The organism is Pseudomonas sp. G3-39 (genome assembly GCF_054790485.1).
In genome coordinates this window covers 303,213-328,618 of record NZ_CP186497.1, presented here as the reverse complement: position 1 = coordinate 328,618, position 25,406 = coordinate 303,213, and the positions used below count along the sequence as shown (strand labels likewise).

Sequence of the window (25,406 nt, the reverse complement as noted above, 5' to 3'; positions counted from 1 at the left end):
TGACTAATGTTTGGTATCAGCTTCTCTGAACTGCTGCTCGTCGGCCTCGTCGCCCTGCTGGTGCTGGGCCCCGAGCGTCTGCCGGGCGCTGCGCGCACCGCCGGCCTGTGGGTCGGCCGGCTGAAGCGCAGCTTCAACGCGATCAAACAGGAAGTTGAACGTGAAATCGGTGCCGACGAGATCCGTCGGCAACTGCACAACGAGCACATCCTGTCGCTGGAGCAGGAGGCGCGGAAGATTTTCACGCCGGTTCAGCAGGAGCCGAACCCGGTTGAGCATGTCGGCGAGCAGACGATTCATGCGCCAGCCGCGCCAACTGCACCTGCCGTAGCGACAACCGAACCTGTGCCCGTCGCGGCGCCAACGCCGGTTGAACACGTAGCTCCAAACGCCGCGCCGATCACACCAGCGCCTCACGACTCCACACTGCCGCCGCGAGCCCCATGAGCGATCTCCCTGAAAACGACCAGCACATGCCGCTGGTATCGCACCTCACCGAGTTGCGCACCCGCCTGCTGCGTTGTGTGGCGGCGGTGTTCATCATCTTCGCCGGGTTGTTCGCGTTCACCCAGCAGATCTACACCTTCGTCTCGACGCCGCTGCGCCAGTACCTGCCGGTCGGCGCGACGATGATCGCCACGGATGTGTCGTCGCCGTTCCTGACGCCACTGAAGCTGACGATGATGGTCTCGCTGTTCCTCGCGATTCCGGTGATCCTGCATCAGATCTGGGGCTTCATCGCGCCGGGCCTGTACAAGCATGAGAAGCGCATCGCCGTGCCGCTGCTGGTGTCCAGCATCCTGCTGTTCTACACCGGCATGGCGTTCGCCTATTACTTCGTGTTCCCGCTGATCTTCAAGTTCTTCGCCGCCGCCACCCCGGCCGGCGTGGAAATGATGACCGACATCACCAGTTACCTCGACTTCGTGATGACGCTGTTCTTCGCCTTTGGCGTCGCGTTCGAAATTCCGGTGGCCGTGGTGCTGCTGGTGTGGATCGGCGTGGTCGACGTCAAATACCTGAAGAAGATCCGCCCGTACGTGATCATCGGCTGCTTCGTGGTCGGCATGATCCTCACCCCGCCGGACATCTTCTCGCAGACCCTGCTGGCGGTACCGATGTGGATGCTGTTTGAAATCGGCATTCTGTTCGGCGGCCTGATCAGCAAGCGCGAACGCCCGGACGAAACACCGGCCGACGATCACAACGACCAGCCGCCAGCGACCCAGGCATGAACCTGCTGTTGCTCGAAGAGGCCGACTTCATCGCGGCCGACCGCGTCGTGCTGCGTGACCGGCGCCTGACCCACATGCAGGAAGTTCACCGCTCGGAAGTCGGTGACAGCCTGCGCGTGGGACGGATCAATGGCTTGATGGGCTCGGCTGAGCTGCTGCGCCTTGAGGCCGGTGAAGCCGAGTTGCGTGTCACCCTCGATCAATCACCACCGGCCAAGCTGCCATTGACGCTGGTATTGGCCCTGCCCCGCCCGAAGATGCTGCGACGGGTGTTCCAGACCGTGGCGACCATGGGCGTGTCGAAGGTGATTCTGGTCAACAGCTACCGGGTCGAGAAGAGTTTCTGGCAGACGCCGTTTCTCGAGCCGGAAGCGATTCGCGAGAACCTGATTCTCGGCCTCGAACAGGCCCGCGATACCGTGCTGCCGGAAGTCATCATCGAGAAGCGCTTCAAACCGTTCGTCGAAGATCGTCTGCCAGCGATCAGCGAAGGCACCCTCGGCCTGGTCGGCCATCCCGGCAATTACCCGCCGTGCCCACGTGCGTTGAGCGAACCGGTGACCCTGGCGATCGGCCCCGAAGGTGGCTGGATTCCCTACGAAATCGACCTGCTGGGCAAATCCGGCCTGCAACCGGTGCAACTGGGCGAGCGCATCCTGCGCGTCGAAACCGCCGTCACCGCCCTGCTCGCCCGCCTGTTCTGACACACCGCTCCCCCTGTAGGAGCTGCCGCAGGCTGCGATCTTTTGATTTTGTTTTTTAACAGCAAGATCAAAAGATCGCAGCCTCGTTGCACTCGTCAGCTCCTACAGGAATCCGGGGTTGGCATTCAAATCGGGTTACAGATTGCCTTCACCCAGCCGATACAGTCCCCATAAGTCCAATTAGTGGTCCGAGGGGAGTCGTCGCATGTACCGTTGGTTAGCCGAGAATCTTGGGAACGTCAGCGTCAAACGCAAACTGGGCATCGGTTTCGGCCTGGTGCTGTTGCTCACCCTGCTGATTACCTTTACCGGCTGGACCGGCATGGGCGGCATCATCAGCCGTGGCGACAAGCTCGGCTTCATCTCCAGCCTCAACGAGCTGACCAAGGACCTGCGCCTGGCGCGTCTGGACTATGAAGCGCGTCGTGGCGAACAAGGCCCGGGCGCGGTCAACGAGTTGCTGGCCAAACTCGCCAGCGGCTTGCAAACCGCGCGTGACCTGATCGAGCAGCCCTCAGATGCGGCCATGGTCGATCAGCAACTGGCCGCTGTCGCCGAGTACAAACGTGCCTTCGCCGACATGACACAGGCCACCGTGCAGCGTGAGGATGCGCGCAGCAAGCTCGGCGCCAGTGCCGACAATGCCGTGGCCAAAGTCTCGGAAGTCGAGAAATCCATGCTGCAGGGTGACAGCGTCGCGCAATTCAACAGCGTGATCGAACTGAGCAAACTGTTGCAGCAAGCGCGCTATCAGGTGCGCGGCTATACCTACAGCGGCAAGGCCGAGGCGGAGCAGCCCGCGCTGGACGCCATCGACAATGCACTGAAAAACCTCGACAGCCTGCCGGCGAAACTGCCCGAACAGCACATCGCCAACCTGCAACAGGCCACCGACTCGATCAAGGCTTATCGCGCGGCGGTCGCTCAGTTCCGCGACTCGCAGGTGAACAATGCCAAGGCCGGGGCAACCATGACGGCGCAGGGCGACATCCTCCTCGACCTCAGCAAGAAGCTCACCGAATCACAAACCGTGGTGCGCGATACCGATGCCGCGCACGCCAAGAACATGCTGATCATCGCCACCCTGCTGGCCGTGGCCTTCGGTTTGCTGGCCGCGTGGGCGATCACCCGGCAGATCATCATTCCACTGAATCAGACCCTGAAGGTCGCCGAGCGCGTGGCTGCCGGCGACTTGACCCACAACCTGGTGTCACAGCGTCGCGACGAACTCGGCCAGTTGCAGCGCTCGATGCAGAGCATGACCCAAGGCCTGCGCGAGTTGATCGGTGGCATCAGCGACGGCGTCACGCAGATTGCCAGCGCCGCCGAGGAACTGTCGGCGGTCACCGAGCAGACCAGCGCCGGGGTCAACAATCAGAAAGTCGAGACCGATCAGGTCGCCACCGCCATGAACGAAATGGCCGCCACTGTGCAGGAAGTCGCGCGCAACGCCGAGGAAGCTTCCGAAGCCGCTGTGGCCGCCGACCAGCAGGCCCGCGAAGGCGACAAAGTGGTGGGTGAAGCCATCGCGCAGATCGAGCGTCTGGCCGTCGAAGTCGGCCACTCCACCGAAGCCATGGGCGAACTCAAGCGCGAGAGCGACAAGATCGGCAGCGTGCTCGACGTGATCAAGTCCGTGGCCCAGCAAACCAACCTGCTGGCGCTCAACGCCGCGATCGAAGCAGCGCGTGCCGGTGAGGCCGGGCGTGGTTTTGCGGTGGTTGCCGATGAAGTGCGCAGCCTCGCCCAGCGCACGCAGAAGTCGACCGAGGAGATCGAAGAGCTGATCGTCGGCCTGCAGAACGGCACCCAGCAAGTGGCAACGATCATGGACAACAGCCGCAGCCTGACCGACAGCAGCGTCGAACTGACCCGCCGTGCCGGTGGCTCACTGGAAAGCATCACCCGCACCGTCTCGGCGATTCAGGCGATGAACCAGCAGATTGCAGCGGCAGCCGAGCAGCAGAGTGCCGTGGCCGAGGAGATCAACCGTAGCGTGCTGAATGTGCGGGATGTGTCGGATCAGACCTCGGCGGCGAGTGAAGAGACGGCGGCGTCGAGTGTTGAGCTGGCGCGGCTGGGGACGCATCTGCAGATGCTGGTGGGGCGGTTCAAGGTTTGAGGTGACCCGAAAACCTCGGTTCGCTCTGAACCGAGGTGATGCTTTCGCGAGCAGGCTCGCTCCCACATTGGACCGCGTCCGCCTGGACAACTCGGTCAACTGTGGGAGCGAGCCTGCTCGCGAAGGCGTCCTGAGAGACGCTGAAATTACAAGACCTGCCGCAGGAAAGCCTGAGCCCGCGGATCCTTCGGCGCATCAAAAAACTCCGCCGGGGAAGCATCTTCCAGCAGTTTGCCGTGATCGAAGAACAGCACCCGATCCGCCACTTCCCGGGCGAAACCCATTTCGTGGGTGACGCAGACCATGGTCATGCCTTCCACGGCCAGGTTCTTCATCACATCCAGCACTTCGCCGACCATTTCCGGGTCGAGGGCCGAAGTCGGTTCGTCGAACAGCATCACTTTCGGGTCCATCGCCAGCGCCCGGGCAATCGCCACGCGCTGTTGCTGGCCGCCGGACAGGCGTGATGGATATTCCCGAGCCTTCTGCGCAATACCGACCTTTTCCAGCAACGCCAAGGCCTTGGCCTCACTTTCCTTCTGCCCACGCTTGCGCACGACTTTCTGCGCCAGACAGAGGTTTTCCAGCACGGTCATGTGCGGGAACAGGTTGAAATGCTGAAAGACCATGCCGACTTCGCGGCGGTAAGCGTTGACGTCGGTTTTCGGGTCGGCCAGTTGCAGGCCGTCGATGCTCACCGAGCCCGAGTCGAACTCTTCCAGGCCGTTGAGGCAGCGCAGGAAGGTCGATTTGCCCGAGCCCGACGGGCCGATCACCACCAGCACTTCGCCCTTGGCGACAGATGTGGTGACGTTATCCACCGCCCGGACTACCTGGCCACGGGTGTCGAAGACTTTTACCAGATCGCGGACTTCAATCACTTTGCGCGAGCCTCCGCTCAAGCCGGCTGGCGATTTTCGACAACGGCAGGTTGATCAACAGGTACAGGCCGGCGACACAGAACAGGATTTCGAACGGCGAGAACGAGGTGGTGATGACTTCACGACCACTTTTCAGCAGCTCGGTAATCGCAATCACCGACACCAGCGAGGTGTCCTTGACCAGGCTGATGAACTGCCCGGCCAGCGGTGGCAGTACGCGTTTAAATGCTTGCGGCAGTACCACGTGGCGCATCGACTGGCCGGCGCTCAGACCGAGCGAACGCGCCGCTTCGTTCTGGCCACGGGCAATCGACTGCACCCCGGAACGGATGATCTCGGCCACGTAGGCGCCGGTAAACAGCGACAGCGCGGCGATCCCGGCGAACTCGCGGGACAGGTTCATCACCGTGCCGATGAAGAAGTAGAAAATGAAGATTTGCACCAGCAGCGGCGTGCCGCGTACCAGTTCGACGTAGATGCTCGACAGGTCGCGCAGGGTCGGGTTGCTCGACAGGCGGCACAACCCGGTGACGAGACCGATCAGCAGACCGAGTACGCCCGACACCACCGACAGCCACAGCGTGGTCCAAAGGCCCCACAGCAGCGGCCCTGCCGCCCAGTGCCGGGTCACGCCCACGACGTCACCTTCAGCCACATCGTCGCCCTGAGCGAATTGCAGGCTGTTTTCGTCGACGGTCAGGTGCTGCTCGTCACCGGCGTCGTTGCGCAGGGTGACCTGCGCGCTACCGCCCTTGCGTACCAGCTCGGTAACGGTGGAGATATCGGTGGCACGCTGGGATTCTTCGGCCTGATAGGCGAAATACTGCGGCACGCGATTCCAGCGCCATTCGTAGGACATCAGCGACGTGGCGTAATACAACGCGCCCGCCAGGCCGACCAGCACCAGCACGGTCAGGACGTGCCAGGGCCATTGGGCTTTTTTCTGTTTCATTGCAGGTTCCGGATTTTTGTTGCTATGGAGGGCCTCTTCGCGAGCAGGCTCGCTCCCACAGGGAAATGCATTCCAATGTGGGAGCGAGCCTGCTCGCGAATGGGGCGACTCGGTCTGACTGACCCAGTGTTATTCCATGTCCTTGAGCCACTCGGTGCTCTTGAACCACTTGTCATGGATGCGATCGTAGGTGCCGTCTTCGTGGATCTGGTGCAGGAAGTTGTTGATGAAGTTGATGCTGTCGTAATCACCCTTCTTCAGACCGAAGGCCAGCGGCTCGTAGGTGAACGGCTTGTCGAGGAACACCAGTTTGCCGGCGCCGACCTTGTTCACCGCGACCACGTTGTACGGCGCGTCGTAGATGAAGGCGTCGGCCTTGCCGTTGACCACGTCGAGCACGGCTTCCTGCTCGTTGTCGTAGCCGTGGTACTTGGCCTTGGCGATCAGCTTCTTGGCAACCATTTCACCGGTGGTGCCGAGCTTGGAGGTGATGCGATAGTCGGCGGTGTTCAGGTCTTTATAGGACTTGATGGTGCCTTCCAGCTCCTTGCGGATCAGCAGGGTCTGGCCGACCACGATGAACGGTTCGCTGAAGTTCAGGCGCAGGTTGCGCTCCTGAGTCAGGGTCATGCCGCTGCCGATCATGTCGAACTTGTCGGTCATCAGGGCCGGGATGATCCCGTCGTAACCGGTGGACACCAGCTCCAGCTTGACGCCCATGGCCTTGGACATGGCTTTGAGGATGTCGACTTCGAAGCCGATGATCTCGCCGCGCTTGTTGGTCATTTCGAACGGCATGTAGGTCGGATCCATACCGACTTTCAACGTGCCGCGCTTGACCGCGTCATCGATTGCACCGGCGTGCGCCGCATTGACTGCAACCAGTGCCGTGACGCCGACCAGCAGCATCGACAGATACTTCTTCATCTTCAAGTCCCCAAAACCAATGCGTTTGTGGCGCGAAAACCGACAGAAATGGACAAGATTGTCCGGGTGCGCCAATTCGGGGACGGATGCTAACGCACTCGATTTTTTGCACAAGGTTTTATGGACGATTTGTTTAACATTCAAAGGCCACCCCTCACCCCAGCCCTCTCCCCAGAGGGGAGAGGGGGAAAGGGAGCCGATCGGGGAAATATTCGAAAGCTAAGTTCGACTCGATTTCTCAGGTCGATGCAACTCGAATATCCAATCCGGTCAGTCCCCTCTCCCTCCGGGAGAGGGTTAGGGTGAGGGGGCTTTTCAGCGCCATAAAAAAACCCCGCTAGTTAGCGGGGTTTCTTCATCAGGCCGGTTGCGCCTGCAAGCTCACAGGCTTGAGTGGCAGCAGCGGCGCATGCGGATCGGCTTTCACCGAAGCGCGCCAGGCATCCAGCCATTCCTTGTGATCTTCGGACCAGACCAGCTCGTGCAGACGCGCCAGGGCCACCGGATCGCTCAGCAGTTGCAGGCGATCGTGGTTGCTCAGTGCCGCCGGGCCAGCCTTCAGGGCGTGACGTACACGCTCCTGACGCAGCCACTCGATCGGCTCGGCCTGACCGTGACGCGAGGTCGCCAGCGAGCACGCCAGGGCGTTCTGCTGCGGATCGACCACGGCGCGGATGAAGCCGTCGTTCAGCGCGTGCCAGCGGTTCTCGTGGGTGTACTGATCGGTCGCCAGCAGCGCCTGTGGCGGATTGTATTCCTCTGGGATGAGGAACAGGCTCTCGTCACGGGATTTGAGGCCCAGACCGACACGGCTGGAAATCACCGACACCGGGATCGACAGCATCAGCGAACCGACGATCGGCACCAGCCACCACAGGAAGCTCGGGTTCAGCCAGATCACCAGCAGCGCCCAGCAGAAGCCCAGCAGGGTCTGCGGACCGTGGCGCTTGACCGCCTCGCTCCATGGCGTGGAGTCGTCGTCACGTTGCGGCGAGTTCCAGGTCGCGGCCCAGCCGAGGAACGCGGCGAGCACGAAACGGGTGTGGAAAATCATCCGTACCGGCGCCAGCAGCATGGAGAACAGCATCTCCAGCAGCATCGACAGGGTCACCTTGAACTTGCCGCCGAACTCTTTCGCGCCCTTGGCCCAGATGAGGATGATGCTCAAAAGCTTCGGCAGGAACAGCAGCACGATAGTGGTCGAGAACAGCGCGATCGCCTTGTCCGGGTGCCATTGTGGCCACAGCGGATAAAGCTGACGCGGTTCCAGGAAGTACTGCGGCTCCATCAGTGTGTTCACCGCCAGCAGCGCGGTCGACAGCACCAGGAAGAAGAACCACAACGGCGCCGACAGGTACGACATCACGCCGGTGAGGAACACTGCGCGGTGCACCGGGTGCATACCTTTGACCAGGAACAGGCGGAAGTTCATCAGGTTGCCGTGGCACCAGCGACGGTCACGCTTGAGCTCGTCGAGCAGGTTCGGCGGCAGTTCTTCGTAGCTGCCCGGCAGATCGTAGGCAATCCACACGCCCCAGCCGGCACGGCGCATCAGCGCAGCTTCAACGAAGTCGTGAGACAGGATTGCACCGGAGAACGCACCTTTACCCGGCAACGGCGCCAGGGCGCAGTGGTCGATGAACGGCTTCATGCGGATGATCGCGTTGTGACCCCAGTAGTGGGATTCACCCAACTGCCAGAAGTGCAGACCGGCGGTGAACAGCGGACCGTACACGCGGGTAGCGAACTGCTGCATGCGCGCATACAGGGTGTCCATGCCCGACGCTCGCGGCGCGGTCTGGATGATCCCGGCGTCCGGCGTGGCTTCCATCAGGCGCACCAGACTGGTCAGGCACTCGCCGCTCATCACCGAGTCGGCGTCGAGCACGACCATGTACTTGTAGTCACCACCCCAGCGACGGCAGAAGTCGTCGAGGTTGCCGCTCTTGCGTTTCACACGGCGGCGACGGCGGCGATAGAAGATCTTGCCGAAGCCCTTGGCTTCACGGCAGACGTCCAGCCAGGCTTGCTGCTCGGCGACGCAGATATCGGTGTCGTTACTGTCGCTGAGGACGAAGAAGTCGAAGCGATCCAGATCACCGGTAGCGGCGACCGACTCGAAGGTGGCGCGCAGACCGGCGAATACCCGGGGCACGTCTTCGTTACAGATCGGCATCACCAGCGCGGTACGAGCGTCTTTCGGAATCGGCTCGTTGCCGGCACTTTTGCCGGAGATACGGTATTTATCGTGACCGGTGAGCAACTCGAGGAAGCCCATCAGTGCCGTCCAGAAACCGGCCGAGACCCAGCAGAACAGAATCCCGAACAGGATCAGGATGCTGGTCTGCAGCGCATACGGCAGCACTTGCGTGGCGGTTTGCAGCAGCGGCTGGTGCAGCACTTCGTCCAGATCGACGAACGACCAGCCCTGGTACGGCATGATGCCTTTCATGTACCAGCCGGCAACGATGGTCTGACCGAGCATCAGCAGCAACAGAATGTAACGTCGAATCGAACCAACCGTGCGCCAGCGCGCTGCCGGCAAGACGTTTTCGTCCTTCGGCGGCTGCGGCGGGTTGGTGCGCCCGGTCAGGCGGCGCCAGCCACGCACCAGAATATTGGTGCGCCAAGGCTCCGGCACGACTTTGGTCCGACGGATCGGCGGAGTCGCCTTCATGCTGACCCGACCGCTGGCGTCGAGCACCAGCATTTCCGCCTCTTCCAGCTCCTCGGCGGTGCTCAGGGTCAGGCGCTTGCCCACCGAAGCCTGGGCGGCTTCGGCAGGCGCGTCGAACGTCGGCGACGACAGACGCTGGTGCAGTTCGCTGAAGGACTGGCAGCCCGCGAGTTCCGCGCGCTGCTCGTCGGTCATCGGCAGATGCGCCAGATACTCGGACAGAGTCTCTGGCTGTACTTGAGAGTTACTCATCGGCAGGCAACTGATAGCTCCAGGTCTCGGTCAGGACTTCTTCAGTCGGTGCCGATTCCGGTGTGGCTGGGGCCGCGTTCGCAGCCGCTGGCTGCTTGGCGTCTTTGTTGGCCTTGTCCTTGGCATCTGCGGCTGGCTTGGCGTCGGCCTGTTTGGCCTCGGCTGCCTTGGCTTCCTTCTCGTCTTTCTCTTGTTGCTTGGCCGCGACCTTGTCCGCCTTGGCCACCGACGAGTTCGACGCCGGTACCGAAGACTTGGCCAGATCAGCGGTGACCACTGGCTGTACCAGGGCGGCCCGCATCTCGGTGGACTTGCTCGCGTCCTTGATCTTCATGCGCAGGGTCAGGCGCCAGCCCTTGGTTTCCGGGTTGTAACGCACGCTGTTCTCGACCAGTTCGGCGTTATCGCCAACGCTGACCTGACTGCGCACGTCGGCATCCGGGGCCAGAGCCGCCAACGATGGACCTTCGAAGTCGACCAGGTAGGCGACGCTGCCATCCGGTTGACGGATCAGGTTCGACTGCTTAACGTCACCGGTCGAGCGCAGGGTCTGCTTGACCCAGGCGCTGTCGGGGGCGTGAATCGCCGCTTCGTCCATGGTCCAGTGCAGGCGGTAGGCGAAGTCCAGCGGCTTGCCTGGCTCCGGCATGGTTTCCGGGCTCCAGAACGCAACGATGTTGTCGTTGGTTTCATCGGCGGTCGGAATCTCTACCAGATCAACGGTACCCTTGCCCCACTCGCCCTTCGGCTCGATCCAGGCGCTTGGGCGCTTGTCGTAGCGATCGTCGAGGTCTTCGTAGTGGCTGAAGTCGCGGCCACGCTGCAGCAGACCGAAACCACGCGGGTTCTCGACGCTGAAGTTGCTCACGGCCAGGTGTTTCGGGTTGTTCAGCGGACGCCAGATCCACTCGCCGTTGCCGGCATGGATCGACAGACCGCTGGAGTCGTGCAGTTCACGACGGTAGTTGAGGACTTTCGACGGCTGGTTGGCGCCGAACAGGAACATGCTGGTCAACGGTGCGATGCCCAGTTTGCCGACCTTGTCACGCAGGAACATCTGCGCCTTGACGTCGACAATGGTGTCGCTGCCCGGACGCAGGATCAGGCGATAGGCACCGGTGGCGCGCGGCGAATCAAGCAGGGCGAAGATCACCAGATGCTTGTCACCCGGCTTCGGCTGCTGAATCCAGAACTCGCGGAAACGCGGGAATTCTTCGCCCGACGGCAGTGCGGTGTCGATCGCCAGACCACGGGCCGACAGACCGTAAGTGTGACCCTTGCCGACGACGCGGAAGTAGCTCGCGCCGAGCATGGTCATGATTTCGTCTTGTTTGTCGGCCTTGTTGATCGGGTACAGCACACGGAAACCGGCGTAGCCCAGTTGTTCAGTGGCCTTCGGATCGAACTTGAGGTCGCCGAAATCGAAGCGGGTCGGATCGTATTTGATCTCTTCGACGGTGTTCGCCGTGATTTCGTTGATTTTCACCGGCGTGTCGAAGTGCATGCCCTGGTGATAGAAGGACAGCTTGAACGGTGTCTTCTGATCAGCCCACTCAGCCTTTTCGGTGAGGAAGCGGATTTTCTGATAATCCGCGAACTTCATGTCGCGGAATTCGTTCGGCAGGTTGCTGCGCGGGGCTTCGAACTTCTGCCCGGCCAGCTCTTTAGCCTTGGCTGATACATCGTCAAGATTGAACGCCCAAAGCTGGCCGGCGCTGAGCAGGCACAGGAGCGCCGAGCCGGCTACCAGGGCACTTCGCATGCGTTTGGCAGACATTTTTGCTGCATTACAGGGACTAACAATCACGAGCAACCCTCGCCGAAAACAGATCAAAAAACCAACGGCCAGCTATCTATATGCCAGGTTGGCGAGCATTGTTCCGACTCCGCTGGGGCAAAATGATTCCCCAATCGGATCCAGACAAGTCTCTACCTAAGTCAAAAATGGAACAGCGAACGCTGATCCCCATAGCGCGCGATTATCTAGTAGCCCGCGTGACAACGCATCAGGGGTAACAAAGTATTTATCGCGAAAAACGCCTGTTTTCAGTCGAAAAGCCCTTGAAAAGGTGTTTCAAGGGCTTTCATGTCTGTAACAGGAAGGTTACCGGGCCATCGTTGACCAGGTGCACCTGCATATCCGCGCCGAATCTACCTGATGCCACAGTGCCATGCATCTGTTTCGCTTTGTTGAATAGATAGTCGAACAATTCCTCGCCCAATGCCGGAGGGGCCGCGGTCGAGAAACTCGGGCGCAACCCACTCTTGGTGTCAGCGGCCAGGGTGAACTGAGAGACCAGCAGCAACCCGCCACCTACATCCGCCAGGGACAGATTCATCTTGCCCTCGGCGTCACTGAATACCCGATAGTTAAGCAGCTTATGCAAAAGTTTGTCGGCGCTGGTACGGGTATCGTCGGGTTCGATCGCCACCAGCACCAGCAAACCCTGATCCACCGCGCCGACTGTCTCTCCCGCGACTTCGACCCGTGCACCGCGCACGCGCTGTAACAGCCCCTTCATGCTTCTTCGGGCGGCAGGTCGAGCAAGCGACGGGCCATGTTGCTCGCGGCACGCACCAGCGCATCGGTGATGCCCGGTTCGGAGGCGGCGTGACCGGCGTCACGAATCACCTGCAGCTCGCTGTTCGGCCAGGCCTGATGCAGCTCCCAGGCGTTGTCCAGCGGGCAGATCACGTCGTAGCGACCGTGAATGATCACCCCCGGCAGATGAGCGATCTTGCCCATGTCGCGGATCAGCTGATTTGGCTCGAGGAATGCGTTGTTGGTGAAGTAGTGACATTCGATCCGCGCGATCGACAGGGCGCGCTGCGGTTCGGAGAAACGGTCGACCACCAGCGGATTCGGGCGCAGGGTCGCGGTGCGTCCTTCCCACGTAGACCAGGCCTTGGCCGCGTGCATCTGGGCAATCTGATCGTTACCGACCAGACGCTTGTGGAAGGCGCTGAGCAGATCGTCGCGCTCGTCCAGCGGGATTGGCGCGATGTAGTCCTGCCAGTAATCGGGAAACAGACGGCTGGCACCGGCCTGATAGAACCACTCGATTTCCTGCGGACGGCAGAGAAAGATCCCACGCAGGATCAGACCGTGTACGCGCTCCGGGTGGGTTTGCGCGTAGGCCAGCGCCAGAGTCGAACCCCACGAACCGCCGAACAGCACCCATTTATCAATGCCCAAGTGCTTGCGGATACGCTCAAGGTCAGCGACCAGATCCCAGGTGGTGTTGTTTTCCAGGCTGGCGTGCGGGGTGGAGCGTCCGCAGCCGCGCTGGTCGAAGGTGACAATGCGATACAGGTTCGGATCGAAATAGCGACGGCTCTGCGCGTCGCAACCGGCACCCGGGCCGCCGTGGATGAACACCACCGGCAAGCCTTCCGGCGAGCCGCTTTCGTCGACATACAGCGTGTGGGTGTCATCGACAGCCAGATCGTGCCGGGCGTGGGGTTTGATCTGCGGAAACAATGTCTGCATTGCGTGCTCCGTAAGGGGTCGAGGTCATCCCTGGGGGGACTTCTATTATTCTGCCGTTCGGCATCATAAACCCGATTTACGTCAATGAGCATGCCCGTACGCAGTCACAATTTTTCTGCTGCATAGAAAACCTGTGGGAGCGGGCTTGCTCGCGAAAGCGCTATGTCATTCAACGCATATGTTGCCTGACGCGCCGCCTTCGCGAGCAAGCCCGCTCCCACAGTGGGTTACGCGGTGTAGTGCGACTTTGCCCAGGCCAGATAGCCCTGCAGCAACTCCTTGAGCACCACCCGCGTCGGCTCTGCCAGATCGGCGCGGTAGCGGAACGGTTCGAACTCTTCCATGTAGGTGCTCTGGCACAACTCCAGTTGCACGGCGTGGATGTTCTCGGCGGGGTTGCCGTAATGGCGGGTGATGTGGCCGCCCTTGAAGCGTCCGTTGAGCACGTGGCTGAAGTTGCCGTGGCGTGCGCAAATGGCTTCGAGCTGTCCAGCAAGCTGTGGATCGCAACTGGCGCCGTTGAAGGTGCCAAGGTTGAAATCCGGCAGTTTGCCGTCGAACAGGTGCGGGATGATCGAACGGATCGAATGCGCGTCGAACAGCAGCGCATAGCCGAACTCGGCCTTCAGCCGCGCCAGCTCTTGTTGCAGGGTGCGGTGATACGGCGTCCAGACCTGTTCCAGATAGGTCGCGCGCTCTGCTTTCGAGGGCTCGTGCCCTTCGCGGAACAGCGGAATGCCATCGAACAGCGTCGCCGGGTACAGCCCGGTGGTGGCGCCGGCATACAACGGTTTGTCATCGGACGGACGGTTAAGGTCGATGACGAACCGCGAGTATTCGGCGGCCAACGTGCTGGCGCCCAGTTCCTCGGCAAAGTCATAGAGCTGCGGAATGTGCCAGTCGGTGTCCGGCAGGCTTTTCGCGTCGGCGATCAGCCCGGCTTCGACCGCTGGCGTCAGGCGCACGCCGGCATGCGGCATGCTGATCAGCAGCGGTACGCGACCTTGTTTGAAACTCAGAACCTTATCCACAACCGCTCTCCTACAGACTTGATTCGACGCCGTGACGCACGACGCGTTTGTCCAGATCACCACCGAGCCAATAGGCCAGATCCGCCGGACGATCGATGTGCCAGGCGACGAAATCCGCGACCTTGCCGACTTCCAGCGAACCGTGGGTATCAGCCATGCCCAGCGCTTGCGCGGCGTGAATGGTCGCGCCGGCCAGGGCTTCTTCCGGGGTCATGCGGAAGCAGGTGCAGGCCATGTTCAGCATCAGGCGCAACGACAGCGCCGGCGAGGTGCCGGGGTTGAGGTCACTGGCGATGGCGATCTTGACCTTGTGTTTGCGCAGGGCGTCCATCGGCGGCAACTGGGTTTCGCGCAGGAAGTAGAACGCACCCGGCAGCAGCACCGCGACGGTGTCGGATTTGGCCATGGCGATGGCGTCGTCTTCGTCCATGAACTCCAGATGGTCGGCAGACAACGCGTGATACCGTGCGGCCAGACTGGAGCCATGCAGCGACGACAATTGCTCGGCATGCAGCTTCACCGGCAGGCCGAGTTTTTGTGCGGTGATGAACACCCGCTCGACCTGCTCCGGCGAGAACGCCAGGTACTCGCAAAACGCATCCACCGCATCGACCAGCCCTTCGGCGGCCAATGCCGGGAGCATCTCGGCGCAGATGTGCTCGATGTAGTCGTCAGCGCGATCCTTGTACTCCGGCGGCAGCGCGTGGGCGGCCAGACAGGTACTGCGCACGCTGATCGGCAGCTCCTTGGCCAGGCGACGAATGACCCGCAGGATCTTGCGTTCGCTGGCCAGATCGAGACCGTAGCCGGACTTCATCTCGACCGTGGTCACGCCGTCGCGCATCAGGCTTTTCAGACGCTTGGCGGCGCTGGCGAACAGCTCGTCTTCGCTCGCTTCACGGGTGGCGCGCACGGTGCTGGCAATGCCGCCGCCCTGCGCCGCGATCTCGGCATAGCTGACGCCTTGCAGACGCTTCTCGAATTCGCCGCTTCGGTTGCCGCCGAACACCGTGTGGGTGTGGCAGTCGATCAGGCCCGGGGTCACCCACGCGCCTTGCAGATCGTTGACCGCCGGGTATTCACCGGACGGCAGCAGATTGCGCGGACCGATCCACTCGATGTGCGCACCGGACGTCACAATGGCCGCATCCTCGATGATCGAGTAGACGCCCTGCGCCATGGTTGCGACGTGGCAGTGTTGCCAGAGGGTTTTCATCCCTTAGTCTCCACAGTATTCAAAATCGATTTCGCGAGCAGGCTCGCTCCCACAGTTGAAATGCATTCTCCTGTGGGAGCGAGCCTGCTCGCGAAGAGGCCATTACAGGCTAGGCAGCAATTTCGCCGGAACCAATTCGCTCAAGCAGCGCGACGCCAGCAACTCGGTCGCCGCATTGATGTCCGGTGCAAAGAAGCGGTCCTTCTCATAGAACGGCACTTCGCGGCGCAGAATCGCCCGGGCCTGCTCCAGCTTGGCCGAAGTCTTCAGACCGTTGCGCAGGTCCAGCCCCTGCACCGCCGCCAGCCATTCCACCGCGAGAATCCCGCGGGTGTTCTCGGCCATTTCCCACAGGCGCTTGCCGGCGGCCGGAGCCATCGACACGTGGTCTTCCTGGTTGGCCGAGGTCGGCAGGCTGTCGACCGAATGCGGATGGGACAGCGCCTTGTTCTCGCTGGCCAGTGCTGCGGCGGTCACCTGAGCGATCATGAAGCCGGAGTTGACCCCGCCATTGGCCACCAGGAACGGCGGCAGTTGCGACATGTGCTTGTCCATCATCAGCGAGATACGGCGTTCGCTCAGCGAGCCGATTTCAGCGATGGCCAAGGCCATGTTGTCGGCGGCCATGGCCACCGGCTCGGCGTGGAAGTTGCCACCGGAAATCACATCGCCTTCAGCGGCGAACACCAACGGGTTGTCGGACACCGCGTTGGCTTCGACCACCAGCACATCGGCGGCCTGACGGAACTGGGTCAGGCAGGCGCCCATGACTTGTGGCTGGCAACGCAAGGAGTACGGGTCCTGAACCTTCTCGCAGTTCTGGTGCGAATCGGACACTTCGCTGCGCTCGCCGAGCAGATCGCGATATGCGACTGCAGCATCGATCTGGCCTTTCTGGCCACGAGCGGCGTGAATACGTGCGTCGAACGGCGAGCGCGAACCGAGCACCGCCTCAACCGTCAGACCGCCAATAGCCAGCGCACCGGCAAACAGGTCTTCACCTTCAAACAGACCGCGCAGCGCAAACGCCGTGGACACCTGAGTGCCGTTGAGCAGCGCCAGACCCTCTTTCGCCGCCAGGGTCAGCGGGGTCAGACCGGCGACGTTCAGCGCTTCGGTGGCTTCCATCCATTCGCCCTTGTAGCGCGCCTTGCCTTCGCCCAGCAGCACCAGCGACATGTGCGCCAATGGCGCGAGGTCACCGGATGCACCCACCGAACCCTTGAGCGGAATATGCGGATAAACCTCGGCGTTGATCAGCGCGATCAGCGCGTCGATCACCACGCGGCGGATGCCGGAAAAACCACGACTGAGGCTGTTGACCTTGAGCACCATTATCAGCCGCACCAGCTCATCGCTGATCGGCTGGCCGACGCCGGCGGCGTGGGACAGCACCAGAGAACGCTGCAGGTTTTCCAGGTCTTCGCTGGCGATGCGGGTCGAAGCCAGCAGGCCGAAACCGGTGTTGATGCCGTAGGCAGTGCGGTTCTCGGCAAGGATCTGCTCGACGCAAGCGACGCTGGCCTCGATCTGCGCCGCAGCGCTGTTGTCGAGGGTCAGCTTGACCGGTTGCTGATAGACGTCACGCAGTTGGGCCAGGCTCAGTTGGCCGGGAATCAGGTTCAGCGCAGTCATTAAAATGCTCCTTTTGAACATTGTTATTAACTACCAGTCGCTCCGGAGCATTCCGTTATCCGTCGTTTCTCGTCTTGTGGACGATCCGCGCCTTGGCACGCTGGTATGGGTAGTTGTCAGTGCAGATTCGGTAATACGTTGTGCAGCGAATTCGGGTGTTTCAGAACGCTCGCGGCGGCGGCGATATCCGGCGCCAGCCAGCGATCCTGATCGTAGGCCGGGACGCTTTCGCGCAGCAGGCGCCACGCCCGGTCAGTGCCCGCACCAAAGCGCTGCTCCTTGAGGAATTCAAAGGCCTGCGCCGCCAACAGGTACTCAATGGCGAGGATCTGCGTGCAGTTTTCCAGGGCGCGGTGCAGCTTCAACGCAGCGCTGGTGCCCATGCTCAGGTGGTCTTCCTGCAGGCCCGAGGTGACGTAGTTGTCGAGCACTGCCGGTTGCGCCAGCTGGCGGTTCTCGGCACACAGCGAAGCGGCGACGTATTGCACGATCATCATCCCGGAGTTCACTCCCGGATTGGCCACCAGAAACGCCGGCAGACCGCTGACGTGCGGGTTGACCAGACGATCGAGACGGCGCTCGGCAATCGAGCCGATTTCAGCCATGGCAATCGCCAGCAGATCCGCCGCCATCGCCACTGACTGGCCGTGCGGGTTGGCCTGCGACATCACCCGGAAGTTGTCGGGCGTGCCCAGCAGCAACGGGTTGTCAGTGCAGCCGTTGAGTTCGGCTTCGACCTGTTTGATCGCATGTTCCAGTTGATCGCGCGCAGCGCCGTGCACCTGCGGAATCGAACGGATGCTCAGCGCATCCTGAGTGCGAATGCCTTTGCTGGTCGCGATTACTTCACTGCCATCGAGCAAGGCGCGCAGGTTGCTACCGACCTGTTGCATGCCGGGGTGCGGCTTGAGCGCGATGATCTCGGCATCAAACGCGGCGATCTGCCCGCGCTGCGCTTCGAAACTCATGGCACCGATCACATCGGCCCATTGCACCAAGCGCGTCGCGTCGGCAATCGCCAGACAGCTGAGGCCGGTCATGCACGGCGTGCCGTTGACCAGGCACAAGCCGTCCTTCGCCCCGAGCTGCACCGGTTGCAGGCCTTCTTCGGCCAGCGCCTGTTGCGCGGAAGTGATCTGCCCGCGATAGCTGACATTGCCCACGCCCAGCAGCGCGATGCCGATGTGCGCCATGTGCGTCAGGTAACCCACCGAACCTTGCGACGGAACCTGCGGGGTGATGCCGCGATTGAGCAGCGCCAGCAACGCTTCGACCACCCGCCGGTGAATGCCGGATTTGCCGTGGCTGTAGTTGTGGATTGCGGCGCAGATGATTGCCCGGGTTTGCTCATCAGGCAGCACCGGGCCGACGCCGCAGGCGTGGCTGAGCAGGGTGTTGCGTGAGAGCTGGCTGAGCTGTTCGTCCTTCAGCGAGACGTTGGACAGACCACCCAGACCGGTGTTGACACCATAGGCACGCTCGCCGCTTTCGACGATGCGCTGGACGATGGCCTGAGCGTTTTCGATGCGCGCCCAGGTCTCGCTCGACAGCTCCAGTTGCGCGCCGTGACGGGCGACGGCGACCACGTCCTGCCAACGCAGGGGGCTGCCGGTGATGATGATTTTTTCAGCCTGGGACATCTTTAACCTCATCCGAACATTGATGCAGCTTTCCCGACGCCTTCGCGAGCAGGCTCGCTCCCACATTTGGAATGCGTACCCCTGTGGGAGCGAGCCTGCTCGCGAAGAGGCCAGCCCAGCCAACACAAATCTACCTAAACCACCGCCGCCCGCCGCTGCACGAACCGGTCAACATACTCGTCTGCCGGCGAATGCAGGATCTCTCTTGGCGTGCCGACCTGGATCAGGCGGCCGTCCTTGAGAATCGCGATGCGGTTGCCAATGCGCACGGCCTCGTCGAGGTCGTGAGTGATGAAGACGATGGTCTTGTGCAGGGTCTTTTGCAGCTCCAGCAACTGGTCCTGCATCTCGGCGCGGATCAGCGGATCCAGCGCACTGAACGCTTCGTCCATCAGGATGATGTCGGTGTCGGCCGCCAGTGCCCGGGCCAGGCCCACGCGCTGGCGCATGCCACCAGAAAGTTGGTGCGGATATTTGTTTTCGTAGCCTTTGAGGCCCACGGTGTTGATCCAGTGCAACGCGCGTTCAGCGCACAGTTGTTTGCTCTCGCCGCGCACTTTCAGGCCGTAGGCGACGTTCTCGATCACGGTCTTGTGCGGCAGCAGGCCGAAGCTCTGGAACACCATGCTGATCTTGTGCCGGCGAAATTCGCGCAGCGCTTCCATGTCGTATTGCAGGATGTCCACCCCATCGACCAGGATCGCGCCGCTGGTGGGGTCGATCAGGCGATTGAAGTGGCGCACCAGGGTCGATTTGCCGGAACCGGACAGGCCCATGATCACGAAGATCTCGCCAGTGCCGATGCTCAGCGACAGGTCGTTGACCCCGACCACGCAACCGGTTTCGTTCAGCACCTGATCCTTGGTCTTGCCCTGGCCGACCATCGCCAGTGCGTCCTTGGCGCGGTTGCCGAAAATCTTGAAGACGTTTTTGACTTCGATCTTGCTCACGGTTGCGTTTTTCATTTGCTCACCTCATGCCGTGGCCGACCGTACGCCTGAGTAATGCGGTCGATGACCACTGCGAGAATCACGATCGCCAGACCGGCTTCGAGGCCGCGTCCGACGTTGAGGGTCTGAATCCCCACCAGCACGTCTTCACCCAAACCACGGGCGCCGATCATCGACGCGATCACCACCATCGACAGGGCCATCATGGTGGTCTGGTTGATCCCGGCCATGATGCTCGGCAGGGCCAGCGGCAGTTGCACGCCGAACAGTTGCTGCCAGCGGTTGGCACCGAAAGCGTTGATCGCTTCCATCACTTCACCATCGACCTGGCGGATGCCCAGATCGGTCAGGCGAATCAGCGGCGGCGCGGCGTAGATCACCGTGGCGAAAATCGCCGGGACCTTGCCCAGACCGAACAGCATCAGCACCGGAATCAGGTACACGAAGCTGGGCATGGTCTGCATGATGTCGAGCAGCGGCATCAGCACCGAACGCAGGCGGTTGCTGCGCGCCGAGAGAATCCCCAGCGGAATGCCGATCAGCACCGAAATGATCGTCGCGACCATCATCAGCGCCAGGGTCTGCATGAGTTTGTCCCACAGGCCGACAGCACCGACGAGGAACAGCAGACCGACGATGACAGCGGTGGTCACGACCTTGCGCGTTGCGTGCCAGGCCACGACACCGACGATGGCCAGCATCAACCACCACGGCGCGGCGCGCAGCAGGCCTTCAAGATTGACGATGGCCCACAGCAGGGTGTCGGAGATATGGCGGAACACATCGCCGTAGTTGGTGACCAGCGCATCGACCCAACCGTTGACCCAGTCGGCGATGGAAAAGGTAAAGCTTTCGGGAAACATAAGCGGCTCTCAATCAGAAATCTCAATCAAGCGATTTACGGCATATCTCCCGGCCAGCCTCACGGTTGACCGGGAGGTATCGACCTACAGCGCCGCGTCGATTTTCTTGGCTGCGTCGTCACTGACCCACGCGTGCCAGACCTCAGGATGTTCCTTGAGGAAGATTTTCGCCAGTTTTGGCGACTCGATACGTTCCTTCGCCATGCGGCCCAGGTTCTGGTTCAGCAGGTCGATCGGCAGGTTGACCTTTTCCAGCACGGCCACCAGCTCTGGCGCCTGCTCGTGGAAGGTTTTCGACAGGCCGACCTTGATGCTCACGCTTTTGTCGACGCCCGGCTTTTCTTCCAGCTTGACCGCGTCGATCTGGCCCATCAGCGGGGTTGGCGACCAGTAATAAAACAGGATCGGCTCGCCACGCTTGTAGCTCGACAGCACCGCCGCATCCAGGGCCGGGCCGGTGCCCGGGCGGAAGTTGGTGTAGGTGTTTTCCAGGCCGTAGCTCTTGAGCATTTCGCTGTTGTCCAGCTCGCAGGTCCAGCCCGCCGGGCAGTTGTAGAAACGGCCCTTGGACGGCTCTTCGGCGTCTTTGAAAACAGCCGCGTACTTGCCCAGGTCGGCGATGTTTTTCAGCTCCGGGGCTTTTGCCTCGATCTTGCGTTTGGCGTCGCCTTCGATCACGTAGCGCGGCACGTACCAGCCTTCGATAGCGCCGACGATCGGGGCGCCGACACCGACGACTTTGCCGGCCTTCTCGGCCTTGTTCCAGACTTCGCTGCGGCCGACCCACTCTTCGGCGAACACTTGAATGTCGTTGCTGCTCAGGGCGTTTTCCATGGTGATGGAGTTGCCCGGCAGGCTGTCGGTCTTGCAGTCGTAACCTTTCTCCAGCACCACTTGCAGCACGTCGGTCAGCAGCATGCCGCTTTCCCAGTTCAGACCGGCGAATTTCACCGGTTTACCGGACTCGCACCAACCGGCTGCCTGAGTGGCACCGGCACTGGCCAGCAGGCCCATGGACAACAGTGTGGTGAGCAGGGTCTTGTTCGATTTCATTGTTGCGACGCTCCTAATCATGAATTGGCTTACGGCAGTCAAGAGGCATCCAGCCCTGTCCACGTCCAATCAGGCCTGCGCCGCAGCGCGCCCGGCCCCACTTTTTTCAGGTGGTACAACGCTGTTCTGCTCGACCGGCAGAATCAGTTGATCAGGCACCGAGCCGTGCCATTTTTTTGCGCACACGTAATAGAGGGCAGCAGGCAGCACCAGACCGATGATCCAGGAGATATCCACGTCACCGAGGGCGGCCACCAGCGGGCCGGTGTAGAACTTGGTGGAGATGAACGGCAGTTGCACCAGCACGCCGAACACATAGACACTGATCCCGAGCAGGTTCCAGCGCCCGTAGCGACCGTTCGGATCGGCCAGCGCCGGCACGTCGTAGCGCTCGCGGGTGATGCAGTAGTAGTCGACCAGGTTGATCGCGCTCCATGGCGTGAAGAACGCCAGCAGGAACAGGATGAACGACTTGAACGCACCGAGGAACGAGTGCTGACCGAGCAAGGCGATCAGGGTTGCCGCGCCGACGATCACCAGCACGAACACCAGCCGTTGCAGGCGCGAGACTGTCAGGTGTCCACGGAAGCCGCTGATGATGGTGGCGATGCACATGAAGCTGCCGTAGGAGTTCAGCGTCGAAATGGTCACCTTGCCGAACGCGATGCTGAAGTACAGCAGCGCCGCCGTGGCACCGGTGCCGCCCAGTCCGACGATGTAGGCCACTTCGTGACCTGCAAACTGACCGTTGGCCGAAGCTGCCGCGAACACGCCGAGGACCATCGCCACCTGCGCGCCGATGACCGAACCTGCGCCAGCGGCAAAGAAGGTTTTCACCGAGGAAACCTTGCTCGGCAGGTAACGCGAATAGTCAGCCACATAAGGGCCGAACGCGATCTGCCAGGACGCCGCGAGCGACACCGCCAGCAGGAAGCTGCTCCAACTGAAGTGACGGATCTGCAACAGCGCGCCCACGTCCACCTGGCTCAGCAGACGGCTGAACAGATACACGAAGGCAATCACGCCGATGACACTGGCAACCCGGCCGATCCAGTGGATCACCCGATAACCGAGCACCGTGACCACCACGATGACGCTGGCGAACAGCAGGATGCCAACCGTGTCGCTGACGCCAAACAACTGGCCCAGCGCCTGGCCGGAAAGCACCGTACCGGTGGCGGTGAAGCCCAGGTACATCAGGCACACCAGCACGATCGGGATCGCCGCGCCGTAGACGCCGAATTGCACGCGGCTGGAAATCATCTGCGGCAGGCCCAGTTTCGGCCCTTGCGCCGCATGCAGCGCCATCACCCCGCCGCCCAGCAGTTGACCGATCAACAGACCGATCAACGACCAGAACACATCACCGCCCAGCACCACGGCCAGCGCCCCGGTGACAATCGCGGTGATTTGCAGATTCGCACCCATCCACAGGGTGAACTGGCTCAACAGACGACCGTGTCTTTCCGCTTCCGGGATGTAGTCGATCGAACGCCTTTCGATCAACGGTTTGTTGCCTGCACGATCGGGGGTTACAGCCATGATTCAACCTCTGTGGATTGTTATTCGAGTTCACTGAGCGTCTTGCGCGGGCGGCTTTTGGTGGGAGCGGGCTTGCTCGCGAAGGGGCCGGCACATTCGAAACATGTGCTGACTGATCCAACGCGTTCGTGAGCAAGCCCACTCCCACCAAAAGCATTTCCCACAGAATTGCGTTTATTTACCGGTAATCATCGGCAGGTTCAGCCCCTGCTCCTTGGCGCAGTCGATAGCGATCTGGTAACCGGCATCGGCGTGACGCATGACGCCAGTGGCCGGGTCGTTGTGCAGCACGCGCGCAATACGCTCGGCCGCTTCGTCAGTACCGTCGCAGACAATCACCATGCCCGAGTGCTGGGAGAAGCCCATGCCCACGCCGCCGCCGTGGTGCAGGGAAACCCAGGTCGCGCCGCTCGCGGTGTTCAGCAGGGCGTTGAGCAGTGGCCAGTCGGACACGGCGTCGGAACCGTCCTGCATCGATTCGGTTTCGCGGTTCGGGCTAGCAACGGAGCCGGAGTCGAGGTGGTCGCGACCGATCACGATAGGTGCTGACAGCTCACCGCTGCGCACCATTTCGTTGAACGCCAGACCGAGCTTGGCGCGCAGGCCCAGACCGACCCAGCAGATACGTGCCGGCAGACCCTGAAAGCTGATGCGCTCGCGGGCCATGTCCAGCCAGTTGTGCAGGTGCGCGTCGTCCGGGATCAGTTCTTTGACTTTGGCGTCGGTTTTGTAGATGTCCTGCGGATCACCCGACAGCGCCGCCCAGCGGAACGGGCCGATGCCACGGCAGAACAGTGGGCGGATGTAGGCAGGGACGAAGCCCGGGAAGTCGAACGCGTTTTCCACGCCTTCTTCCTGCGCCATCTGACGGATGTTGTTGCCGTAGTCGAAGGTCGGAATGCCTTGCTTCTGGAAGTCCAGCATCGCTTTGACGTGGACAGCCATCGACTGCTTGGCGGCTTTGATCACAGCGGCCGGCTCGGTCTTGGCGCGGGCGCGGTATTCGTCCCAGGTCCAGCCAGCCGGCAGGTAACCGTTGAGTGGGTCGTGGGCGCTGGTCTGGTCGGTGACCATGTCCGGGCGCACGCCGCGCTTGACCAGTTCTGGCAGAATTTCTGCCGCGTTGCCCAGCAGGGCGATGGAGATCGCCTTGCCTTCGGCGGTGTATTTGGCGATGCGCGCCAGGGCGTCATCGAGATCTTTGGCCTGCTCGTCGACGTAGCGGCTTTTCAAGCGGAAATCGATGCTCACCTGCTGGCATTCGATATTCAGCGAGCAGGCACCGGCCAGGGTGGCGGCCAGCGGCTGAGCACCGCCCATGCCGCCCAGACCCGCGGTCAGGACCCACTTGCCTTTGAGGTTGTCGTTGTAGTGCTGACGACCGGCTTCGACGAAGGTTTCGTAGGTGCCCTGAACAATGCCCTGGCTGCCGATGTAGATCCAGCTGCCGGCGGTCATCTGGCCGTACATGGCCAGGCCTTTGGCGTCGAGCTCATTGAAGTGTTCCCAGCTCGCCCAGTGCGGCACCAGGTTGGAGTTGGCGATCAGTACGCGCGGGGCGTTGCTGTGAGTCTTGAACACGCCGACCGGTTTGCCCGACTGCACCAGCAGGGTTTCATCGTCGTTCAGATTGGTCAGGCTCTCGACGATCTTGTCGTAGCACTCCCAGTTACGCGCGGCACGACCGATGCCACCGTAGACCACCAGCTCTTTCGGATTCTCGGCCACTTCTGGATCGAGGTTGTTCATCAGCATCCGCAGCGGCGCTTCGGTCAGCCAGCTCTTGGCGGTCAGCTTGTTGCCGCGCGATGCACGGATTTCGACGTCACGTCTCTTTGTATAAACGGCAGTTGTAGGCTTATTGTCAGTCACGAAAAAGACTCCTCAGCGATCAATTCAAACCAACCCTGGCAATGGGCAAGCAGCCTGCACGCCTCAATGCGCGACAAGCGAATCAGTGGACGCTGCGGACTTATACGCATACGTCTTTACTTGTACATACAAGCATATGCAATCAAGCGGCCAACTTGCTGAAGAGCTGTACAAGAAAAATCGCGGACAGGGCTGCAGAGCGCCTGAGACAAGGGTTACGGCGTGGATGAAAATTTTTGCGGGGAGGAATTGAGGTAGCGGAGGATCGTTACGAACCCGTGGTTTTGCGCCACGCTGGGGCGTTCGGTAACAAGTTGGTGCGCTGAGGGAAACAGGAATTGAAATGCAATTGTGGTGAGGGGAT

The 25,406-nt window shown here is 61.5% G+C and carries 20 protein-coding genes and 1 pseudogene; 5 read left to right on the top strand and 16 right to left on the bottom strand.

Annotated features, from left to right (window positions below; all coding sequences use genetic code 11):
* Positions 1–6: 6 nt before the first annotated feature.
* The 5 genes and pseudogenes from tatB (at position 7) to ACOYXG_RS01485 (ending at position 4,061) form a co-directional block, all read left to right on the top strand.
* Positions 7–447 (top strand): Sec-independent protein translocase protein TatB, encoded by a 441-nt coding sequence (gene tatB, locus ACOYXG_RS01505; RefSeq protein WP_115988386.1) that lies wholly within the window; start codon positions 7–9, stop codon positions 445–447.
* Complete coding sequence (gene tatC, locus ACOYXG_RS01500; RefSeq protein ID WP_027611295.1) at positions 444–1,235, top strand: twin-arginine translocase subunit TatC; 792 nt, start codon at positions 444–446, stop codon at positions 1,233–1,235. The genes tatB and tatC overlap by 4 nt, the downstream gene beginning before the upstream one ends.
* Complete coding sequence (locus ACOYXG_RS01495) at positions 1,232–1,939, top strand: 16S rRNA (uracil(1498)-N(3))-methyltransferase (RefSeq protein ID WP_027611294.1); 708 nt, start codon at positions 1,232–1,234, stop codon at positions 1,937–1,939. The genes tatC and ACOYXG_RS01495 overlap by 4 nt, the downstream gene beginning before the upstream one ends.
* A gap of 205 nt (positions 1,940–2,144) precedes the next feature.
* A pseudogene (locus ACOYXG_RS01490) lies at positions 2,145–3,206 on the top strand (methyl-accepting chemotaxis protein); the annotation flags it as partial.
* Positions 3,189–4,061, top strand: a complete 873-nt coding sequence (locus tag ACOYXG_RS01485) for a methyl-accepting chemotaxis protein (protein ID WP_371915146.1) — start codon at positions 3,189–3,191, stop codon at positions 4,059–4,061. The pseudogene ACOYXG_RS01490 and the gene ACOYXG_RS01485, both read left to right, overlap by 18 nt.
* A gap of 146 nt (positions 4,062–4,207) precedes the next feature.
* Here ACOYXG_RS01485 and ACOYXG_RS01480 read toward each other — a convergent pair whose 3' ends face one another.
* The 16 genes from ACOYXG_RS01480 to hutU all read right to left on the bottom strand — a co-directional run bounded on the left by ACOYXG_RS01480 (position 4,208) and on the right by hutU (position 25,042).
* Positions 4,208–4,942 (bottom strand): amino acid ABC transporter ATP-binding protein, encoded by a 735-nt coding sequence (locus tag ACOYXG_RS01480; protein ID WP_007961769.1) that lies wholly within the window; start codon positions 4,940–4,942, stop codon positions 4,208–4,210.
* A complete protein-coding gene (locus tag ACOYXG_RS01475; RefSeq protein ID WP_027611292.1) occupies positions 4,935–5,894 on the bottom strand; it encodes an amino acid ABC transporter permease in 960 nt (319 codons plus the stop codon). The genes ACOYXG_RS01480 and ACOYXG_RS01475 overlap by 8 nt, the downstream gene beginning before the upstream one ends.
* 129 nt (positions 5,895–6,023) lie before the next feature.
* Positions 6,024–6,821, bottom strand: coding sequence for a transporter substrate-binding domain-containing protein (locus tag ACOYXG_RS01470; protein WP_003220833.1), 798 nt, complete (start codon positions 6,819–6,821; stop codon positions 6,024–6,026).
* A 358-nt stretch (positions 6,822–7,179) separates the two neighbouring features.
* Positions 7,180–9,750 carry a glucans biosynthesis glucosyltransferase MdoH gene (gene mdoH / locus ACOYXG_RS01465; RefSeq protein WP_115988388.1) on the bottom strand — a complete coding sequence of 857 codons (2,571 nt, stop codon included), beginning with the start codon at positions 9,748–9,750 and terminating at the stop codon, positions 7,180–7,182.
* Positions 9,743–11,527, bottom strand: coding sequence for a glucan biosynthesis protein G (locus tag ACOYXG_RS01460; RefSeq protein WP_167734086.1), 1,785 nt, complete (start codon positions 11,525–11,527; stop codon positions 9,743–9,745). Before ACOYXG_RS01460 ends, mdoH begins: the two co-directional genes overlap by 8 nt.
* A 307-nt stretch (positions 11,528–11,834) precedes the next feature.
* Positions 11,835–12,272 carry a D-aminoacyl-tRNA deacylase gene (dtd, locus tag ACOYXG_RS01455; RefSeq protein ID WP_460355524.1) on the bottom strand — a complete coding sequence of 146 codons (438 nt, stop codon included), beginning with the start codon at positions 12,270–12,272 and terminating at the stop codon, positions 11,835–11,837.
* Positions 12,269–13,240 (bottom strand): prolyl aminopeptidase, encoded by a 972-nt coding sequence (pip, locus tag ACOYXG_RS01450; RefSeq protein ID WP_003220824.1) that lies wholly within the window; start codon positions 13,238–13,240, stop codon positions 12,269–12,271. Before pip ends, dtd begins: the two co-directional genes overlap by 4 nt.
* A 227-nt stretch (positions 13,241–13,467) precedes the next feature.
* Positions 13,468–14,271 (bottom strand): N-formylglutamate deformylase, encoded by an 804-nt coding sequence (hutG, locus tag ACOYXG_RS01445; RefSeq protein WP_460355520.1) that lies wholly within the window; start codon positions 14,269–14,271, stop codon positions 13,468–13,470.
* A 10-nt stretch (positions 14,272–14,281) separates the two neighbouring features.
* On the bottom strand, positions 14,282–15,487 hold the full coding sequence (hutI, locus tag ACOYXG_RS01440; protein ID WP_095137983.1) for an imidazolonepropionase: 1,206 nt from the start codon (positions 15,485–15,487) through the stop codon (positions 14,282–14,284).
* 102 nt (positions 15,488–15,589) lie between these two features.
* Complete coding sequence (hutH, locus tag ACOYXG_RS01435; protein WP_460355517.1) at positions 15,590–17,122, bottom strand: histidine ammonia-lyase; 1,533 nt, start codon at positions 17,120–17,122, stop codon at positions 15,590–15,592.
* 116 nt (positions 17,123–17,238) lie between these two features.
* Complete coding sequence (gene hutH / locus ACOYXG_RS01430) at positions 17,239–18,762, bottom strand: histidine ammonia-lyase (RefSeq protein ID WP_460355514.1); 1,524 nt, start codon at positions 18,760–18,762, stop codon at positions 17,239–17,241.
* 134 nt (positions 18,763–18,896) lie between these two features.
* Positions 18,897–19,727, bottom strand: a complete 831-nt coding sequence (locus ACOYXG_RS01425; RefSeq protein WP_183783813.1) for a quaternary amine ABC transporter ATP-binding protein — start codon at positions 19,725–19,727, stop codon at positions 18,897–18,899.
* Positions 19,724–20,575, bottom strand: coding sequence for an ABC transporter permease (locus tag ACOYXG_RS01420; protein WP_150750164.1), 852 nt, complete (start codon positions 20,573–20,575; stop codon positions 19,724–19,726). The genes ACOYXG_RS01425 and ACOYXG_RS01420 overlap by 4 nt, the downstream gene beginning before the upstream one ends.
* 84 nt (positions 20,576–20,659) lie before the next feature.
* Positions 20,660–21,628: an ABC transporter substrate-binding protein gene (locus tag ACOYXG_RS01415; protein ID WP_027611283.1), complete on the bottom strand. Its 969-nt coding sequence runs from the start codon at positions 21,626–21,628 to the stop codon at positions 20,660–20,662.
* Between the two features lie 69 nt (positions 21,629–21,697).
* Complete coding sequence (locus ACOYXG_RS01410) at positions 21,698–23,170, bottom strand: purine-cytosine permease family protein (protein ID WP_027611282.1); 1,473 nt, start codon at positions 23,168–23,170, stop codon at positions 21,698–21,700.
* A 174-nt stretch (positions 23,171–23,344) separates the two neighbouring features.
* Positions 23,345–25,042 carry a urocanate hydratase gene (hutU, locus tag ACOYXG_RS01405; RefSeq protein ID WP_027611281.1) on the bottom strand — a complete coding sequence of 566 codons (1,698 nt, stop codon included), beginning with the start codon at positions 25,040–25,042 and terminating at the stop codon, positions 23,345–23,347.
* Between the last annotated feature and the right edge of the window lie 364 nt (positions 25,043–25,406).

Coding starts and splice junctions, on each gene's coding strand:
- ACOYXG_RS01410 (WP_027611282.1), bottom strand. CDS start 23,170: ATGGCTGTAACCCCCGATCGTGCAGGCAACAAACCGTTGATCGAAAGG.
- ACOYXG_RS01475 (WP_027611292.1), bottom strand. CDS start 5,894: ATGAAACAGAAAAAAGCCCAATGGCCCTGGCACGTCCTGACCGTGCTG.
- ACOYXG_RS01460 (WP_167734086.1), bottom strand. CDS start 11,527: ATGTCTGCCAAACGCATGCGAAGTGCCCTGGTAGCCGGCTCGGCGCTC.
- tatC (WP_027611295.1), top strand. CDS start 444: ATGAGCGATCTCCCTGAAAACGACCAGCACATGCCGCTGGTATCGCAC.
- mdoH (WP_115988388.1), bottom strand. CDS start 9,750: ATGAGTAACTCTCAAGTACAGCCAGAGACTCTGTCCGAGTATCTGGCG.
- hutI (WP_095137983.1), bottom strand. CDS start 15,487: ATGAAAACCCTCTGGCAACACTGCCACGTCGCAACCATGGCGCAGGGC.
- ACOYXG_RS01495 (WP_027611294.1), top strand. CDS start 1,232: ATGAACCTGCTGTTGCTCGAAGAGGCCGACTTCATCGCGGCCGACCGC.
- ACOYXG_RS01425 (WP_183783813.1), bottom strand. CDS start 19,727: ATGAAAAACGCAACCGTGAGCAAGATCGAAGTCAAAAACGTCTTCAAG.
- dtd (WP_460355524.1), bottom strand. CDS start 12,272: ATGAAGGGGCTGTTACAGCGCGTGCGCGGTGCACGGGTCGAAGTCGCG.
- hutH (WP_460355517.1), bottom strand. CDS start 17,122: ATGACTGCGCTGAACCTGATTCCCGGCCAACTGAGCCTGGCCCAACTG.
- ACOYXG_RS01420 (WP_150750164.1), bottom strand. CDS start 20,575: ATGTTTCCCGAAAGCTTTACCTTTTCCATCGCCGACTGGGTCAACGGT.
- pip (WP_003220824.1), bottom strand. CDS start 13,240: ATGCAGACATTGTTTCCGCAGATCAAACCCCACGCCCGGCACGATCTG.
- ACOYXG_RS01485 (WP_371915146.1), top strand. CDS start 3,189: ATGCAGAGCATGACCCAAGGCCTGCGCGAGTTGATCGGTGGCATCAGC.
- hutH (WP_460355514.1), bottom strand. CDS start 18,762: ATGTCCCAGGCTGAAAAAATCATCATCACCGGCAGCCCCCTGCGTTGG.
- tatB (WP_115988386.1), top strand. CDS start 7: ATGTTTGGTATCAGCTTCTCTGAACTGCTGCTCGTCGGCCTCGTCGCC.
- ACOYXG_RS01415 (WP_027611283.1), bottom strand. CDS start 21,628: ATGAAATCGAACAAGACCCTGCTCACCACACTGTTGTCCATGGGCCTG.
- ACOYXG_RS01470 (WP_003220833.1), bottom strand. CDS start 6,821: ATGAAGAAGTATCTGTCGATGCTGCTGGTCGGCGTCACGGCACTGGTT.